The organism is Comamonas terrigena NBRC 13299, from assembly GCF_006740045.1.
GTDB lineage: Bacteria > Pseudomonadota > Gammaproteobacteria > Burkholderiales > Burkholderiaceae_C > Comamonas > Comamonas terrigena.
In genome coordinates, this window is sequence record NZ_AP019749.1 from 2285958 (window position 1) to 2301025 (window position 15068).

Here is a 15068-nt window from a genome sequence, read left to right on the forward strand (position 1 = left end):
TTAAATTTAAAATTTATTAGATATGATATGTCAATCCTTCAAACAATATTAATTTTTTGTACGGTATTACTTCTATCAATTGGACAAATACTATTTAAATTAGCATCCAATGATATTGAATTGAATTTTGAAAAAATAATACCATCATTATTAAATATAAAACTGGTCATCGCCTTCGTAGTTTATTCTGCTGCCACAATCCTGTGGATGATTGGTATAAAGGGGGTTCCATTGCGCCTAGCATATCCTTTTTCGGCATTGGCTTTCTTTTTTGTGCCCATGATGGCACATCATATTCTCAATGAATCCATTGGATGGAATACCTATGTTGGGGCACTTATTATTGCTCTAGGTGTCTTTATTTCTGTGTACAAATAAAATATACGAAATACAATTACATATTCATTGTGAATAAGATTTAAAATTCACTAAAAATATTCAGAATACCATGAAAAAAGATCCACCCTCATTGTGGGAGAGCGAGTACTCTCAAGCTTATGATGATGCCAATTATGGAAGAAACATGACTGGCTTTGTAATGAATAAAAGTCATCAGTTGATTGAGAAAGATTTCGGGAATAGCACTTATTTCTCCAAGATCATTGAAGTTGGCGCGGGCTCTGGTGCACATCTTCCTTTCGTGAAGCATGCATATGATGAGTATCTCATGACCGATAGCAGTGTTGAGATGCTGAACTTGGCGAAGAAGAAGCACCAAAGTAACGGAAGGGTTAAATTCTCAGTATCCAGTGCAGAAAAACTGGAGTGTGCTAATAATACTTTTGATCGCCTGATTGCATCACATGTGTTGGAACATTTAAAAGAGCCTCATGAAGTATTGAAAGAATGGAACAGGGTTGTGAAACCCGGAGGAATTATCTCCATCATTCTTCCTTGTGATCCAGGTATGCTCTGGCGCCTAGGTCGGAACTTTGGCCCTAGAAGGAATGCGGAATCTGCGGGTATTCCGTATGATTACATCATGGCGAGAGAGCATGTAAACTCCATCACAAATCTAAGAGCACTGATTAACTACTATTTTGACAAGCTCAATGAGAAATGGTGGCCAACACCTATCAGCTTCACTGATATTAATTTGATTTATTGCGTCAATATAGTAAAAACTTGAATCAAAATAATAAGCTTTAAATAAAAACGCTTTATCTGCATTTTGAGTTATCTTGTATACACTTTTGTCGGTGTTTACCTTGCAAATAGGGTCATTTTTATTAAATATTTTATCAATTCTTGACCTTTTCCAGACCCAGCCGCTCGATGATGACCTTCTCGCGCTGGCTCACTTCGCGGGCAAATTGGGTGTACTGCTCGCTGCTCATGTAATTGGGCAGCATGTCGTACTTGGCCAGGGCGTCGATGGAGGACTTGTCCTCCAGCGCCTTTTTGAAGGCATCGTGCAGCTTTTTGACCACCTCGGGTGGTGTGCCCTTGGGGGCCACCAGGCCGTAGGGGGAGGTCTGGACGATATCAATGCCCAGTTCCTTCAGCGTGGGCACATTGGGGAAGCGTTCCATGCGCTTTTCGCCCCAGACATTCAGCAGCTTGGCCTTGCCAGATTCCACATAGGGCACAAAGGCGCTGCTGTCGGCCGCGGCCATCACATGGCCACCCAGCAGGGCCTGGGCCAGATCGGCGCTGCCTTTGAAAGGCACATGGGTCAGCTGGATACCTGCTGCTTCGGCAATGCGCTCCATGGTCAGGTGCGGGCTGGTGAGGTTGCCGCCGGCAGAGCCATAGGTGATCTTGCCGGGGTTGGCCTTGGCATAGGCCACAAAGTCCTGCCAGCTGTTGAACGGGCTGTTGGCGGGCACGGTCAGGCCAAAGGTGTAGCCCGTCAGATTGATGATGTAGCGCAGATCCTTGAGGGGGTCCCAGTTCATCTTCTGTGTGTAACCCATGCGGAAAATGCCTAATGGCGACTGGCCGATGGAGTAGCCATCAGGGGGGGACATCTGTACCGTGGTGGCGGGCAGGGTCCCGCCGGCACCGGGTTTGTTTTCCACCACGATGGGCTGTCCCAGTGTCTTGCTGGCGTGTTCGGCCATCACACGCATGGTGATGTCGGTGGGCCCACCAGCCGGGAAACCCACCTGCAGCTTGATGGGGCGAGATGGAAAATTGTCCGCAGCATGCACTGCAGGCAGGCCCGCACAGGTGGCCAACACACAGACCGACTTCCAAACCCAACGTGGCATACAGATTCCTTGGGTGCCGCAGCACCAGATTCAGTGGAGGAGAAGCATCACTTTGGGTTTGTGCAGCAAAGGCTTTGGCATCACCAGGGTGCGAACCCTAGGGCGCAGATGCGTGCTAGCGCGGATCGGGAATGCATGCATTGGCATGGCTCCCCATCGGCGTGCACCCGTGAAATGCCAGGGCCGTCTGCGACGTGCAGGCGGTGCTTCACCGCAGCAGCAAGGCCGCAAAAGATAGGTGGATGCGGTCTGGGATCCCCCATCACCGGGCTAGTCCTCATCCATCATCCGCGCCGCCTGGTTGTGCAGCGCCGATTCCGCGCGGAAGTAGCCCAGCACCGTGGCCACGCTGTGGTGGCCGGTCAGGGCCATGGTTTCGGGCAGGGGTACATTGCGGCGCCCAGCCTCGGTCACAAAGCCGGAGCGCAGTGAATGCGCGGAAAAATCGCCTTCCACCCCCGCGAGTGCGCACCGCTCCTTGACGATGGTGCGCACGGCCGCAGGCGACAGCGGCTCCGCCACATGGCCGCCTTTGCGTATGCGGCGGAAGATGGCGCCGTCCACGATGCCGCTGGCCGTCAGCCATTCCTGCAGCGCTGCGCCGGCCGCACCCAGCACCGGCTTGTGGTTGTCGGGCACATCCATGCCCGACTGGTTGGTTTTGGAGTGGGCGAGGGTGTAGAGGTATTCCTGTGGTGCCACCCGGCGCAGATGGCGCATTTCGGCCTGCGCGACTTCAGAGCGGCGGCGTCCGCCGCTGGCCCAGGCAAACAGCAGCAACGCCCGGTCGCGCTTGCCGCGCAGGCTGTCGTCACAGGTGGCCAGCAACGCGCTCAGTACTTCCTTGGTGATGGCCGCTTTCTTCTGCGGCATGGCGCCACGTTTGGCGTAGGCCTTGCGCGTGCGCGCCATCAGCTCGCGCACATGCGCGTCCTGGCATGGATTGGGCCAGCCCTGGCTCTGGTGGTATTTGGACAGCACCGCCACACGGTGCACCAGCGTGTTGTGGGAGAGGGCGCCCATGCGGCCCTTGCGTCCCGCCTGCACCAGCGCTCGGTCCACGGTTTCCGGCAGTTCGCAGCGCAGGCCGGTAGGCGTCTGGCGCTCGGCATGGTCCACGATGAACTGGAGCACATGTGCCACATCCGTTGGCCAGACCATTTCTTCGCCATAGCGCAGGCGGTGCCAGGCCTGCCAGTAGCGCAGGGCACTTTGGTAGCTGGCTCGGGTGTTAACGGACTCTCCCTCGGCCAGCAGGTCCTTGATGGCGCTGACGGTGGCGTGGCCCAGTTGCACCGGAGTTTCCACCCCCTTTGTAGTGTCTGAGACGAGATATTGCATATGTATGATGTAGTGCTTGTTATATTTAATACGTCACATGTATGTTGTTATATAATAATATTCAACAAATCACGATAACAATCACTTATCGATGGTAACCGAAAAGGATGTGGGCATGAACACCAGCAAAAGTACGCGAGGAATCCAGGAAGCCGATGTATGGGGTGCCGCAGACGCCCTGATCGCCCAGGGTCTGCGTCCCACGATCGAGCGCGTGCGCCAGCACATTGGCCGTGGCTCGCCCAATACCGTCAGCCCCATGCTGGAAGCCTGGTTTGCCACGCTGGGTGCCCGCCTGGGGGTGGCGGAATCAGCCCAGGAGCCGGCAGACGACGTGCCGGAACCGGTGCGCCAGGCCGCGCAGCTGATGTGGGTGAGCGCACTGGAGCAATCCAGGCAGGCAGCAGAGCAGCTGCTGCAGGAACGCGAATCGACCATTGCTGCGGCCGAGAAGACGGTCGCAGCCAATGAGCAGCACTTGGTTCAGCGCGAAGAGGCCATGCACCAGCAGAAAAAGGCCATGGACGACGCCATGAAACTGGCGCGCAGCCAGGCACAGGAGCTGTCGCGCCGCCAGGACGAGATGCAGCAGCTGCTGCAGGAGCGTGAGGCGCAGATCCAGGCGCTGCGCAACGAAGTGGCCGAGAAGAACCGTCTGCGGGAAGAAGACCACAAGCAGCACGCCGAAGCACTGCAGGCCGCATCCGCCGAGCGCCAGCGCCTGGCCGAACAGTTTGCCGGCAATGAACGCCGCATGCTGGCCGATCTGGACCGCGCACGACAGGATCTGGCCACAGGCAAAAAGCAGCAGGCCGAGGGCGAGCGCCGCCAGCAGGCACGCTACGAAGAACTGCACGAGCGCTTCGTGCGTTCCGAAGAAGAGCTGGTGCAAACGCGCGGAGCACAGCTGTCGGCCGAGCAGGCATTGCGTTCGGCCCTGGAGCGCATTGACGATCTGAAGGCCTTGGCCGCCATGCGCAGCCATGTGACGCAGCAGTCGCAGGCACCCATCCATCCTTTGGCCGATGCGGCTGCCGCGCGGCCACGCCTGGCACGGGCCCCGGCACGCAAAAACCTGCCTGCGCGAGCCCTGCGGAAGAACCGGAAATGAACCACCCTGGGGGCAGAACACCTCTCTGCCTCAAGCCTGATGCACCAGTGTGAGGTGCATCACTGAGAAAACAGCGCCTGAAATTTTCTTCTGCGTCTGGCTTCTGCTAGTTCAGAGCGACAAATCGGCTACCGCAGTCGCCACACACAATATTCAGGTTGGGCCTGCCCCAGACACTCAGCTTCGGACACCCGCCGCATGTGTATTTGATGCGGTTCGACTTGTTGGGTGCGGCCTCGGGGGCGGAGGGCACCTCGCCAACAGCAACTTCTGCGATGGGTTTGCGGCTGGGTCCACCAGGGCGAACCGCGCCGGCCAGGGCAGGGTTGTCTTTGATGGGGGCTGAAGCGCCCATGACACCGACCAACTGCGCAGACACGGTGTTTTGTCCCAGCTGCACGTGCTCTTCGGCAGGAAAGCGGTCGTACCAGCTCAACGAGAAATCACTGGTCAGAAGCGATTCACAAGCCACCAGGAAGCGGCCACCGGCAACAGGGTAGTCGGCCATCATGTCCCCGGTGCGCTTGCCGCCAGGCTGGCCGGTGGAGGAGGGCATCAGGCCGATGGATTCCATCTTCTGTGCCCACTGCTCGTTGTGATAGCGGCCACGACCTGGCTGACCGAAGTGCTGCTGCCAGAGATGGGCCATCTCATGCACCAAGGTCTGCATGGTCTCCACCAGCGGGACAACCGCAAAGTAGGAGGGGTTGATGGCGATCTCGTCGGTCGTGGCCCCTTCGAGCGACGCAAATCGCGCGGCCGAGAAATACCCCACAGTGCGCTTTTCCCGCTGGAGCGTCAGGAGGCAGTGGGGCAACCTGCCATCAAACAACGCTTCATTGAAATGGTCGTAGGCCTGCTGCAACTCGGAGTAGGTCTGGTGTGTCGGAGCAGTACCGGGCATGGTGTTGGACATCAATGGTTTGTATTGTGCAATACAAACTGCCCAAAAACATCTGACTGAACGGGTGGAGGAGGGGCCATCCAGTCGGCGCTTGCAGATGCAAGTCCATCGTGGTGCGGCACGCATTTGGCCTGGGCAAGCGCACGTGGTAACGCGACGATGCGACGGGTCAATCCCGGGACAGCACCGAACACCAGTGCCGTCTTGCAAGCCGAGCCCGAACGCAGCAAGACGGCCTTGACGCCGGAACGCGCACGGCATGCGCGGCGGCAGTGACTTTCACACCACACGAAATGACTGTCACAAACAGTACTTGTGCGTTGCTTAGAGTTTCCGCAGCGGTTGCAGAAAGCCACCGCCACTTCCTTTGATCAGTTCAGTTCGTATCTCGGCAATGAAAACTCAAAAAGCGCGCTCGCGCACCCTGGCACTCGTGATGGGCACGTTTGTCGCATCGACTTCCAGCTTGGCCTTGGCACAATCTTCCGTCACCGTTTTTGGCGTGGTGGACGTCGGCATCACCAGCGCCAAGTCCGGCAGCAACAGACTCAATGCATTGAACTCCAGCCAAGGCAAGACCAGCCTGATTGGTTTCCGCGGCAAGGAAGACCTCGGCGGCGGCAACCAGGCTGAGTTCTGGCTCGAAGGCGGCCTCAACCCCGACGCTGGTACCGGTGGCAGCAGCGGCTCTCTGGCTTTCGAGCGCCGCTCCACCATCGGACTGTCCAACAAGACCTGGGGTGAAATCCGCCTGGGTCGCGACTACACCCCCAGCTACAACATCTTCACCGCCTTCGGTGGCCCTGACACCACCACCGGCGTGCAGGCCAACCTGTTCCAGACCATCCGCCAGACAGCCTACAACGCCGCCAGCCAAAGCGGTACGGTGGATCGCACGCGCATCAGCAACTCCGTGAGCTATTTGCTGCCCCGCGACCTGGGCGGCTTCTACGGCCAGCTGTCGGCATCCTTCGGTGACGAAAATACTTCCGGCTCCGGCGCAAGCAAGGCCCGCAAGTACGTCGGCGGTAGCCTGGGCTACCGCTCCGGCCCGCTGAACATGGGCATCGGCTACGGCAAGATGTCCGGAAACCGTGCGGTGACCACCCCCAGCGCCATTGCCGCAACCAGCGACCTGGACGACTTGGCACTGGGCGCTTCGTACAACTTCGGCAGCTTCGTGCTCAGCGGCGGATACAACCGCCTGAAGTGGGAACCCATTGGCACCGGAACATCCGGCAAGGTCGATGGCTTCTACCTGAGCGGCGCCTTGCCTCTGGGCCCGGGCAATCTCCGCATCAAGTACGCTAGCGCCAAATTCAGCGGAAATGCCACCGCCCTCACGCGCAGCGGCGGCAAGGCCGACAAGTATTCGATCGGATATGTCTACGACCTGTCCAAGCGCACCTCGCTGTACGCTGGTGTGGCGCACGTCAGCAACAAGAACGGTGCCAGCGTCGGCCTGATCGGCGGCCCCGCGGGTGTTGCCAATGCCAGCTCGAGCGGTGTGGACCTGGGCATCAGCCACTCGTTCTGAACGCCGCCAGCGTCTCTTCGTAGCGAACCTCCACCTTGGAACAGGCCCTTGCCCCGCAGGGCCTGTTTTTTTGGCCTTCCATCTTCTTCTCCCGCCATACCCGCGATACCCGCCATGCGCCACCTCAATTCTTCCTTCTGCCTGATGGCAGCGACTGCCGCTGCGGTCGCCTTGCTGAGCGCCTGCGCCGACACCCGTACGCTCCAGGTCACAGGCACCGAGACCGTCACGCAGACGACTGGCGTCGGCAGCATCAGCGCCATCGTCACGCGCCAGGATGTCCAGTTCGACGACAAGTTCTATTTCCCCTATGAAGGCAAACATCCCGCCACCAAGGCCGATTTCCCCCAAGGCTTTCTGCCGGCCTACGGTTCGGGCCTGGCCCTGAAGGGCAGGCGCGCCGACGGCACGCTGGAGTTCTACGCCATCACCGACCGCGGCCCGAACGCCACCACCGGCCCGGTCACGCAGATCACCGACGGCTCCAACCCCACGGGCTTCGCCAGTTCCACGGTGTTTCCATCGCCCAACTTCACGCCGTCCATCGGCGTGATCACGCTCGGCAAGGATGGCGCCAAGCTCGTCTCGACCCTGCCGATCAAGTTCAGCGCCACACAGAACGCCAATGGCCGGGTACAACCGCGCGGCATCACAGGCAACACGGGCGAACAGGTTCTGGACGACTCCTTCACCTATCCTGGCAATGCCAAGGGCTACAGCGAATTCGGCCTGGACACCGAATCCGTGGTGGTGGATGCAGCACGCAATGCGCTGTGGGTGTCCGACGAATACGGCCCCTTCATCGTGAAGATCGACCCGGCCACCGGCATCATCCAGAAGAAATACAAGCCCGGCACCGGCGCAGCCGATCTGGCTGCCATCCTCGCCAAGCGCCGCGCCAACCGTGGCATGGAGGGGCTGAGCATCGATGTGGCCAGCGGCAAGCTCCACGGCTTCCTCCAAAGCCCGCTGGACGATGGCAAGGCCGACTACACCAGCACAGCCGTTCCCGGCGCGACCGGCAAGTCGGAAAACGTGCGCGACTACGCCCGCTTTGTGCGCTGGGTGGAGTTTGACCCCACCACCGAGAAGACCCGCCTGTTTGCGTTGCCAGTAGACAGCAGTTGGTACAGCCAGGGCAAGACCGGCAACGCCAAGCTGGGGGATGTGGTCTCGCTGGGCAAGGGAAAATTCATCGCCATAGAGCAGGGCACGGGCAATGATAAAAAAGTCTTTAACGATCTGGTACTGATCGAGTTTCCGGCTAACGTGACCGACATCACCGCACTGGGCTCCGACCTGGAAAAAAGCAGCCTGACCGGCAAGCCGGTCAACGGCGCGGACTATTCCAAGATTGTGACGCTCAAGAAGACCCGGCTGTTCAACCTGAACGCCACCGGCTGGGTGGCCGAGAAGGCCGAGGGCCTGGCACTGGTCGACGACCACACCTTGGCGCTGACCAACGACACCGACTTCGGTGTTTCGCTGGCGGTGCTGGACGCCAGCGGGAAGGAGATCGAAGGCTCCGACGTCACCAAATGCATGGTGGACGCCGACGGCAAAATCGTGAACGACGGCAAATGCGCCAAGGGCGCGGCGAGCCTGCGCTTTGCCACCAACGACGTCAACGATCGCGCGCAGCGACTGTGGACCTTCCAGTTCAGCAAGAAGCTGAGCGAATACGGCGCTCTCTGAACAACAGCGGCTGCATGAGCACCACCATGCGCCCAGCGGCAACGCCGGGACGCATGGTGGTGTGCTGCAGCTTCGCTCAAAGAGATCCATGAGAAGTGATCGGGTGTTCCGAGTTCATAGCTGGGTATCGGCAGATGTGCGAGGTCACCAAACAACAAGACCGTGGAGGCCGGTGCATAAGCCTCAAGCTGGCGATCTGCTTCTCGTTTTCTGGCATCTCTGAAAAGAATACGATGTGTATTATGTTAAATATCATAGTAACCAACACGTCGTTTACGGCAGATGCGGCCCTCTGTCGCAATCCCGTTCTCCCCAGTTGCTCCATCGGTTCCTTGGCAATCGTGTGATGGATGTGTGATGTACAAGGCTGCAGCCTTGTACACCGACAACACCTCCTCACGCACGCGCTCCCGCGTATGGTCTTTTGTCACGCCGCCGCGGCAGTTCCTGCATCCTGGCGCTGGGATTTCAGCCGCTCCCAGGTGACACGGACGTGGCTGGCCATCAGCGTCTTGGCAAGCTCGGTGTGCTGCCGCTCAATGGCGCGCGTGATGGCCTGGTGGTCTTCCAGGCTCTCGGTGAACTGATCGTCGGAATAAAAGAAGAAGGCACCGGTGACCCGCCGCGTGTTGAGCAGGCCTCCCACCATCTGGACCAGACGCGGTGAACGGGCGGCCTGAACCACGGCTTCATGAAATCGCCGGTTGATGTCCTGGATGTCGGAGCGAAAGTCCTCCGATCGTTGCTGGATCAGGCCCGCCATCTCCGCGTTCAGTGCATGCAGGCGTGCGATATCGCTTTCGCTGCGCCGCTGCGCCGCCAAGGAAGCTCCATGGGATTCCAGTTGGATGCGCAGGTCAAACACCTCATCGTTGTCCAGATCGGTCCAAGGCGCGACGATCACCCCCCGATTGGGTACCGCTTCGATAAAGCCATCCTGCTCCAGGCGCTGGAACGCGGCACGTATCGGGGTGCGGCTGATACCCAGCTCCTCCGACAGCGAAACTTCCTTCAGCCGGTAATTGGGTCCATAAGCGCCCAAGGTGATGCGCTTGCGCAGCAGCGCATACACCTCGTCAGCAGACCCGCGTCGCGTACCCGTGGCCTTCATGGGGCGCCCTTCTCCACCGGTGCACCAGGGCGACGGCTCCAGTCGCTCCAGCTGCCGGCATAGAGGCTGGCTGGGCCCAAACCCGCAAGCTCCAGTGCAAGCACGTTCGGTGTCGCACTCACGCCGCTGCCGCAGTAGTTCACCAAGCCCACGTAGTTGGCGGGCAGCAACGCGGTGAATTCGGTGCGCAGTTCCTGGGCGGACTTGAAGCGCCCGTCCGGGCGGAAATTGAGAGCAAATGGACGGTTCAGCGCACCAGGGATGTGCCCTGCCACCGTGTCAATCGGTTCCACATCCCCCCGATAGCGTTCGGCGGCACGCGCGTCGATCAGGACATGGGCACTGTCACCCAGCAGCTGTTCCACCCGCTCGGCGTCGACCAGGTCCACCAGCGGCGGCTGCACCTCAAACCTAGACGCAGCCGGTCTTGGCGGGGGACCTGAAACCACCTCACCGCCGGTGGCTACCCACGCCTGCAACCCGCCGTCCAGCACGGACACCGCATCGTGGCCCAGCCAACGCAGCATCCACCACAAGCGCACACAGAAATTGCAGCGGTTGCGGTCGTAGACCACGACGTGGGTGCTGTTGGACACCCCCTGGCTTGCCAGCCAGCTCGCAAATTCCGCGCGCTGGGGAAGCGGGTGCCTGCCACCGGAAGCGCCCTGCCCATGGTGCGCACTGAGCACATCGCCCAGGTCCGCGTACAGCGCGCCGGGGATGTGCGTTTCCAGGTAGGCGCGCAGGCCGGAGTCTGGGTCGGGAAGGTCATAGCTCACATCCAGCACGACAACCGGTTTGCCTGCCGCCACGGCGGCCTTCAGTCCCTCGGCAGAGATCAGTGGAGAGTTGCTCATATGAATTTATATTGTCTTTAGATTGTTCTAATTATGTGGAGCACTTGCCAACCTGCAAAGGCAAAATTCGACTAAGAATCTGCAGAAAACATGCTTAGCTTAAAAACAATAAAAAAACACACTGCCATCCTGAACTTTTAAGAAGGACGTTCTCATGGCAGAAGATCAACTGGGCTGGCGCATTGACACCGGCTTCGCTCGTATCCCCGATGCACTTGTGGCCCAGGCCCGCGGCATCCCGGTTGCCGTCATTGGCGATGTCTCGCACCGCCTCTTCAGCTTCCCGGGCGGTTTTCGCAACTACTCCAGCAAGGCCAACCGTGTCGCAGGCCCTGCTTTGACCGTCAAGGTGCGTCCCGGTGACAACCTGTTCCTGCACAAGGCGCTAGACATTGCGCTGCCGGGCGATGTGATTGTGGTTGCCGCGGGCGGTGCGCTGGACAACGCCATCATTGGCGAGATGATGGGCAGGTATGCCGTGTCTCGCGGCATTGCCGGCATCGTGATCGACGGCGCTGTGCGCGACATCGAAGGCCTGGCCGAGCTGCCGATCCCCGTGTATGCCCGTGGCGTGACACCCAATGGCCCCTGGAAATCAGGTCCAGGCGAAATCGGCTACCCGATTGCCGCCGCAAACGTGGTGGTGGCGTCGGGGGACCTGGTCGTCGGTGACCAGGACGGAATCATCGTCCTCCCGCGCGAGGATGCAGTACCCGTGATCGAAAAGGCACTTGCGCACGCGGCAACGGAAGCGCAATGGGCGCAGCAGATCGCATCCCGGTCCTGGCCTCGGACCTGGGTGGACCAGGCCATTGCGCAAGGCAATTGACCCCCTCCTCCATGCATACCGCGGGGCCTGCCTCTTGGCCCCGCCATTTCCGAGTCGAAATCCTATGAAGCCCGTTTCCCTTGGCGTTCAACGCTTTCTTGCTGCCACTCTGGCATCTCTCTTCTCTTTCGGGGCGCTCGCTGCAGCGGATGTGGCGAGCTTCCCCGAAAAGCCCATCGTCCTTGTCGTACCCCAGTCGCCCGGGTCGGTTGCCGACATCATGGCGCGCCTTGTCGGCAAAGCCCTTGGCGAACAGCTTGGCCAGGCGGTCGTGGTCGAGAACCGCGCAGGTGCGAGCGGCATCATTGGCGCCCAGACCGTCGCCCGGGCCAAGCCCGATGGCTACACGCTGCTGATCGGCTCGGTCAGCACCCACGGACTGCTTTCCGGCACCGAGAAGAACCTTGCCTATGACCCCATCAAGGACTTCGCACCGATTTCGCAGCTCAACGACTCGCCCCTCGCGCTGGTGGTCAACCCCGGTTCCGGCATCAACACCCTCTCCGACTTCGTGGAGCGCGCCAAGGCCAGCCCCGGCCGCCTGAGCTATGCATCCGCCGGCAATGGCAGCGGCTCCCGCTTCACCATCGAACTGCTGCGCCTGCACAGCAAGCTCGACATGATCCACGTGCCCTATCGCAGCCCGATGGAAGCCGTGCGGGCCGTTGTGGCCGGCGAAGGCGATATTGCATCCCCCTCCATCCCCAGCGTGCCGGAGCTGATCCGCGCGGGCCGGCTGCGCGCACTGGCGGTCACCGGCGACAAGCGCTCACCGCTGCTGCCCGATGTCCCCACCACCGCCGAAGCCGGTTTCGCCAGTGTCGTGTTCACCAGCTGGACCGGTCTGTTCGCTCCCGCAGGAACCCCGAAACCCATCCTGCTGAAACTCAACCGGGCCGTGGAAAAGGCATTGAAGGATCCTGGCGTGGTCAAGGGGATCGAAGACAGCGGCGCCACGCTGGTCAGCAACTCACCGGAGGCCTTTGCGGCATTTGTCCAGTCGGAAGTCACCAAGTGGAGCAAGGCAGCCCAGGATGCCGGCGTGCGCGCCCAATGATGAGGCGGGGTCCAGGCGCCCTCTTGCCTGGACTTTGGATGCGCCCTGCAGCCGCGGCCACACCGTACTCCCTTATGCACCGCGACCCGTTGGCAATCCACCCACCCTTGTGCAATGGCGCAGTGATGCAGGCAGACAGTCGCGGTCGCTGGCATCACTTTTCCGCAAGGCCCCCGCTTGCCATCGCCCGTAGTTGCAAAGACCGCATCCGGGTACGGTCGCTGGCGATGCTGGTTCAGGACGCGACGCCCAGCCCCGTGGCTTGCCGGACCACGCCACGGGTGGCGGGCTTTTCAAAGCGATAGAACAGATTGGGCTCCGAGACAATGAACATCCGGTCATCCGGTGCCAGGGTGATGCCCTCCGGCTGTGGAATCTTGTGCTCCAGGCCGTGCAGGCCGGACCACAGGGGCAGCAGGCTCACGGGGTCACCCTGCGGGGTGTACTCCACCACCATGGCGGACTCTTCGCTCAGCAGCAGCAGATTGCCTGTCGGCTCATGGGTGGTGACGGAAGCCAGGTCATTGATGAACAGCGCCCCCAGCCCGCGGGCGCTCCACTCCTTCACCGCCAGTTCGGCGGGGCGGGTGACAGCGCCAGAAGCGGCTATCTCGGGACTGCCTTCCACACTCAGCAGGCGCAGAGGCCATTTTTCCTGCCCCACCAGCAAACGCTGGTGGCGTGCGTCCCAGGACACGGCTTCCACTCCAAGGTTGTGGTGCAGCGACGTCAGCGGCATGGGCAACGGCTCGCGCGCCTGCACTGCTTGCGTATCGGGGCCGATGTTCACCGCGTACAAGGTGTTGTTGCGCTCGTCCGAAAGCAGAAAGCGTTCACCGGCAATGTGGGTGATGCCTTCGGTATCTCGTGCACCGTGGATCGGGATGGTGCGCAGCACCTCCCCTTCCGTACTCAACTCCGCGATCTGTGCCGGACGGTTGGTGGTGGCAAACAAGGTGCCGGTGTGGGGGCTGAAGGTCAGTCCCGACAGATTGTCCTCCAGTCCGACGACCTGCCGCGCCTGCACCACCGCCTGGTATTGCGGCAGCCACAGCGCCTGCGGATGCGCGGCATCTGCGCTCCAGGCACTCTGCGCCCAGTAGTACGCGACGGCAGGCACCTGGAAATAGGCACCCATGATCAGCCCCACCGCCAACATCGCCAGTGCCAGACGGCGTAACCAACACCGCGCACGCGCAGCACAAACAACAGACAGCATGACAAGGGCAAGAGCGAAACCAGGGCCTGCATCCTAGCGCCTGGTATTTACCCTTAAATATTCTGCGATCAGTCTCTGTCAGCGCCCTCCCCAGCCGAGGATTGGAGTTGGGCCATGGCTGCAGGAGGCAAAGATGCCGCTCCAACACAGCCGCTGGATACAAAGACGCGGAGCTGACGCGCGTTATCGCCCACCAAGATTTGCTCAAGGAGTCCGCGCTGCCATACTGCCTGGCCATGACCATCGCGCTCGCCACCTTGCTTATTTATGCCAAAGACATGCAGCGCTCAGCGCGCTTTTATGCCGACCACTTCGGCTATGTCACCAGCTATGCCGTGGTCGATGGACTGATTGAGTTGAAACCGCAGGACGGTGGGGCGGAAATTCTGATTCACCAGGCCGCCAAGAGCCTCAAGCTGGGCTCCGCTGCGCTGAAACTGTCGTTCAGCGTGCCCGATGTCGACCGGTTCGTCGCCACGGCTGCCGCTGCCGGGCTCGATTTCGGAACCATCCATCGGGCCAGGGGTTATGCGTTCGCCAATACCAAGGATCCCGACGGCAATTCCATCAGCGTGTCGAGCCGCCAATACCGTGCATGACACCTCGCGTGTCTATACAAGGTATCCGGTCAGGACATTTTCCCTGGGTGGAGCACGGCAGCATATATAGTCGGACTCCTTGCCCGCCCACCATGGCGACAGTTGATGCATTCACCTTCCCACGTTGTAGGCAGGTATTGCTTCCAGGCAGCTATCGCCCACGGTGAAGGCGAAAGCCAAAATTCTTTTGTCTGTCGAGCGGCCTTTGTGGGCTTGGTCGGAAGGAGTCATCCATGCTGGTTCGGCCCCTGCTATCTAAGCCCGCTGATCTGAACGACTGCAGCACATCCAGCCAAACGCCACAGGCATCTGTTCTGCCCAGCGGCTGTCAGCCATCCATGCCGCCCGTTGGTTTCTGGGCAAAAAACCTTCTTTTCAGGAAATCCCGTACCGCAGTGCGTGCAAAGATGCTGCATGTGGATGCTGAAGCGGTAATGTCCTGGATTTTAAATGGACATGGAATCTATCCTCCAAATGGATTCAAGTCTTCAGTTTCCCCAAGCTTATTAATATTAATTAATGTGAAAAACCAAATAAAGGGTATGTACTGCACGTCTCCGCACATCTGCATGCAAGAATGAGACGCACGCTCACT

15 protein-coding genes are annotated in these 15068 nt (G+C 59.7%); 9 read left to right on the plus strand and 6 right to left on the minus strand.

All coding sequences use genetic code 11. The features are described 5' to 3' along the window. The first annotated feature begins 27 nt into the window (after positions 1–27). Both CT3_RS10355 and CT3_RS10360 read left to right on the plus strand, forming a co-directional pair. Entirely contained in the window at positions 28–378 is a 351-nt protein-coding gene (locus CT3_RS10355) for an EamA family transporter (protein ID WP_115594667.1), read from the plus strand. A 70-nt stretch (positions 379–448) separates the two neighbouring features. Further along, entirely contained in the window at positions 449–1129 is a 681-nt protein-coding gene (locus CT3_RS10360) for a class I SAM-dependent methyltransferase (protein ID WP_083520321.1), read from the plus strand. 112 nt (positions 1130–1241) lie between these two features. On the opposite strand, the gene CT3_RS10365 is transcribed toward CT3_RS10360, so the two are convergent. Beyond that, positions 1242–2213, minus strand: coding sequence for a Bug family tripartite tricarboxylate transporter substrate binding protein (locus CT3_RS10365; RefSeq protein ID WP_066534202.1), 972 nt, complete (start codon positions 2211–2213; stop codon positions 1242–1244). A 270-nt stretch (positions 2214–2483) separates the two neighbouring features. Beyond that, positions 2484–3509 carry a site-specific integrase gene (locus CT3_RS10370; protein WP_282597783.1) on the minus strand — a complete coding sequence of 342 codons (1026 nt, stop codon included), beginning with the start codon at positions 3507–3509 and terminating at the stop codon, positions 2484–2486. Between the two features lie 160 nt (positions 3510–3669). Between CT3_RS10370 and CT3_RS10375 the strand changes: the two genes are divergently transcribed. Next, positions 3670–4665 (plus strand): DNA-binding protein, encoded by a 996-nt coding sequence (locus CT3_RS10375; protein WP_172591810.1) that lies wholly within the window; start codon positions 3670–3672, stop codon positions 4663–4665. 106 nt (positions 4666–4771) lie between these two features. Here the strand turns inward: CT3_RS10375 and CT3_RS10380 are convergent, their stop codons facing one another. Next, complete coding sequence (locus CT3_RS10380; protein WP_098066141.1) at positions 4772–5581, minus strand: SprT-like domain-containing protein; 810 nt, start codon at positions 5579–5581, stop codon at positions 4772–4774. Between the two features lie 382 nt (positions 5582–5963). Between CT3_RS10380 and CT3_RS10385 the strand changes: the two genes are divergently transcribed. Both CT3_RS10385 and CT3_RS10390 read left to right on the plus strand, forming a co-directional pair. Further along, complete coding sequence (locus tag CT3_RS10385) at positions 5964–7106, plus strand: porin (protein ID WP_225608586.1); 1143 nt, start codon at positions 5964–5966, stop codon at positions 7104–7106. 114 nt (positions 7107–7220) lie between these two features. Further along, complete coding sequence (locus tag CT3_RS10390) at positions 7221–8801, plus strand: esterase-like activity of phytase family protein (RefSeq protein ID WP_066534197.1); 1581 nt, start codon at positions 7221–7223, stop codon at positions 8799–8801. A 427-nt stretch (positions 8802–9228) separates the two neighbouring features. Here the strand turns inward: CT3_RS10390 and CT3_RS10395 are convergent, their stop codons facing one another. Together CT3_RS10395 and CT3_RS10400 are read right to left on the minus strand one after the other, a co-directional pair. After that, positions 9229–9912, minus strand: coding sequence for a GntR family transcriptional regulator (locus CT3_RS10395; RefSeq protein WP_066534196.1), 684 nt, complete (start codon positions 9910–9912; stop codon positions 9229–9231). Beyond that, positions 9909–10769: a sulfurtransferase gene (locus CT3_RS10400; protein ID WP_066534194.1), complete on the minus strand. Its 861-nt coding sequence runs from the start codon at positions 10767–10769 to the stop codon at positions 9909–9911. Before CT3_RS10400 ends, CT3_RS10395 begins: the two co-directional genes overlap by 4 nt. Before the next feature lie 154 nt (positions 10770–10923). On the opposite strand from CT3_RS10400, the gene CT3_RS10405 reads away from it, so the two are divergent. Next, positions 10924–11598: an RraA family protein gene (locus tag CT3_RS10405; protein WP_066534193.1), complete on the plus strand. Its 675-nt coding sequence runs from the start codon at positions 10924–10926 to the stop codon at positions 11596–11598. Positions 11599–11749: 151 nt separating this feature from the next. Next, the gene (locus CT3_RS10410) at positions 11750–12655 is read left to right on the plus strand and encodes a Bug family tripartite tricarboxylate transporter substrate binding protein (protein ID WP_172591809.1); all 906 of its coding nucleotides are present in this window, start codon (positions 11750–11752) and stop codon (positions 12653–12655) included. A gap of 235 nt (positions 12656–12890) precedes the next feature. Here CT3_RS10410 and CT3_RS10415 read toward each other — a convergent pair whose 3' ends face one another. After that, positions 12891–13793 carry an SdiA-regulated domain-containing protein gene (locus tag CT3_RS10415; RefSeq protein WP_172591808.1) on the minus strand — a complete coding sequence of 301 codons (903 nt, stop codon included), beginning with the start codon at positions 13791–13793 and terminating at the stop codon, positions 12891–12893. A 317-nt stretch (positions 13794–14110) separates the two neighbouring features. Between CT3_RS10415 and CT3_RS10420 the strand changes: the two genes are divergently transcribed. Beyond that, the gene (locus CT3_RS10420) at positions 14111–14473 is read left to right on the plus strand and encodes a VOC family protein (RefSeq protein WP_066534190.1); all 363 of its coding nucleotides are present in this window, start codon (positions 14111–14113) and stop codon (positions 14471–14473) included. Between the two features lie 233 nt (positions 14474–14706). After that, the gene (locus CT3_RS10425; protein ID WP_127446211.1) at positions 14707–15054 is read left to right on the plus strand and encodes a hypothetical protein; all 348 of its coding nucleotides are present in this window, start codon (positions 14707–14709) and stop codon (positions 15052–15054) included. Positions 15055–15068 lie beyond the last annotated feature (14 nt).

What these genes read in the sequence shown, in the direction of transcription:
- CT3_RS10355 (WP_115594667.1), top strand. Translation starts at nt 28, where the DNA reads ATGTCAATCCTTCAAACAATATTAATTTTTTGTACGGTATTACTTCTA.
- CT3_RS10360 (WP_083520321.1), top strand. Translation starts at nt 449, where the DNA reads ATGAAAAAAGATCCACCCTCATTGTGGGAGAGCGAGTACTCTCAAGCT.
- CT3_RS10365 (WP_066534202.1), bottom strand. Translation starts at nt 2,213, where the DNA reads ATGCCACGTTGGGTTTGGAAGTCGGTCTGTGTGTTGGCCACCTGTGCG.
- CT3_RS10375 (WP_172591810.1), top strand. Translation starts at nt 3,670, where the DNA reads ATGAACACCAGCAAAAGTACGCGAGGAATCCAGGAAGCCGATGTATGG.
- CT3_RS10380 (WP_098066141.1), bottom strand. Translation starts at nt 5,581, where the DNA reads ATGTCCAACACCATGCCCGGTACTGCTCCGACACACCAGACCTACTCC.
- CT3_RS10385 (WP_225608586.1), top strand. Translation starts at nt 5,964, where the DNA reads ATGAAAACTCAAAAAGCGCGCTCGCGCACCCTGGCACTCGTGATGGGC.
- CT3_RS10390 (WP_066534197.1), top strand. Translation starts at nt 7,221, where the DNA reads ATGCGCCACCTCAATTCTTCCTTCTGCCTGATGGCAGCGACTGCCGCT.
- CT3_RS10395 (WP_066534196.1), bottom strand. Translation starts at nt 9,912, where the DNA reads ATGAAGGCCACGGGTACGCGACGCGGGTCTGCTGACGAGGTGTATGCG.
- CT3_RS10400 (WP_066534194.1), bottom strand. Translation starts at nt 10,769, where the DNA reads ATGAGCAACTCTCCACTGATCTCTGCCGAGGGACTGAAGGCCGCCGTG.
- CT3_RS10405 (WP_066534193.1), top strand. Translation starts at nt 10,924, where the DNA reads ATGGCAGAAGATCAACTGGGCTGGCGCATTGACACCGGCTTCGCTCGT.
- CT3_RS10415 (WP_172591808.1), bottom strand. Translation starts at nt 13,793, where the DNA reads ATGGGTGCCTATTTCCAGGTGCCTGCCGTCGCGTACTACTGGGCGCAG.
- CT3_RS10420 (WP_066534190.1), top strand. Translation starts at nt 14,111, where the DNA reads ATGACCATCGCGCTCGCCACCTTGCTTATTTATGCCAAAGACATGCAG.
- CT3_RS10425 (WP_127446211.1), top strand. Translation starts at nt 14,707, where the DNA reads ATGCTGGTTCGGCCCCTGCTATCTAAGCCCGCTGATCTGAACGACTGC.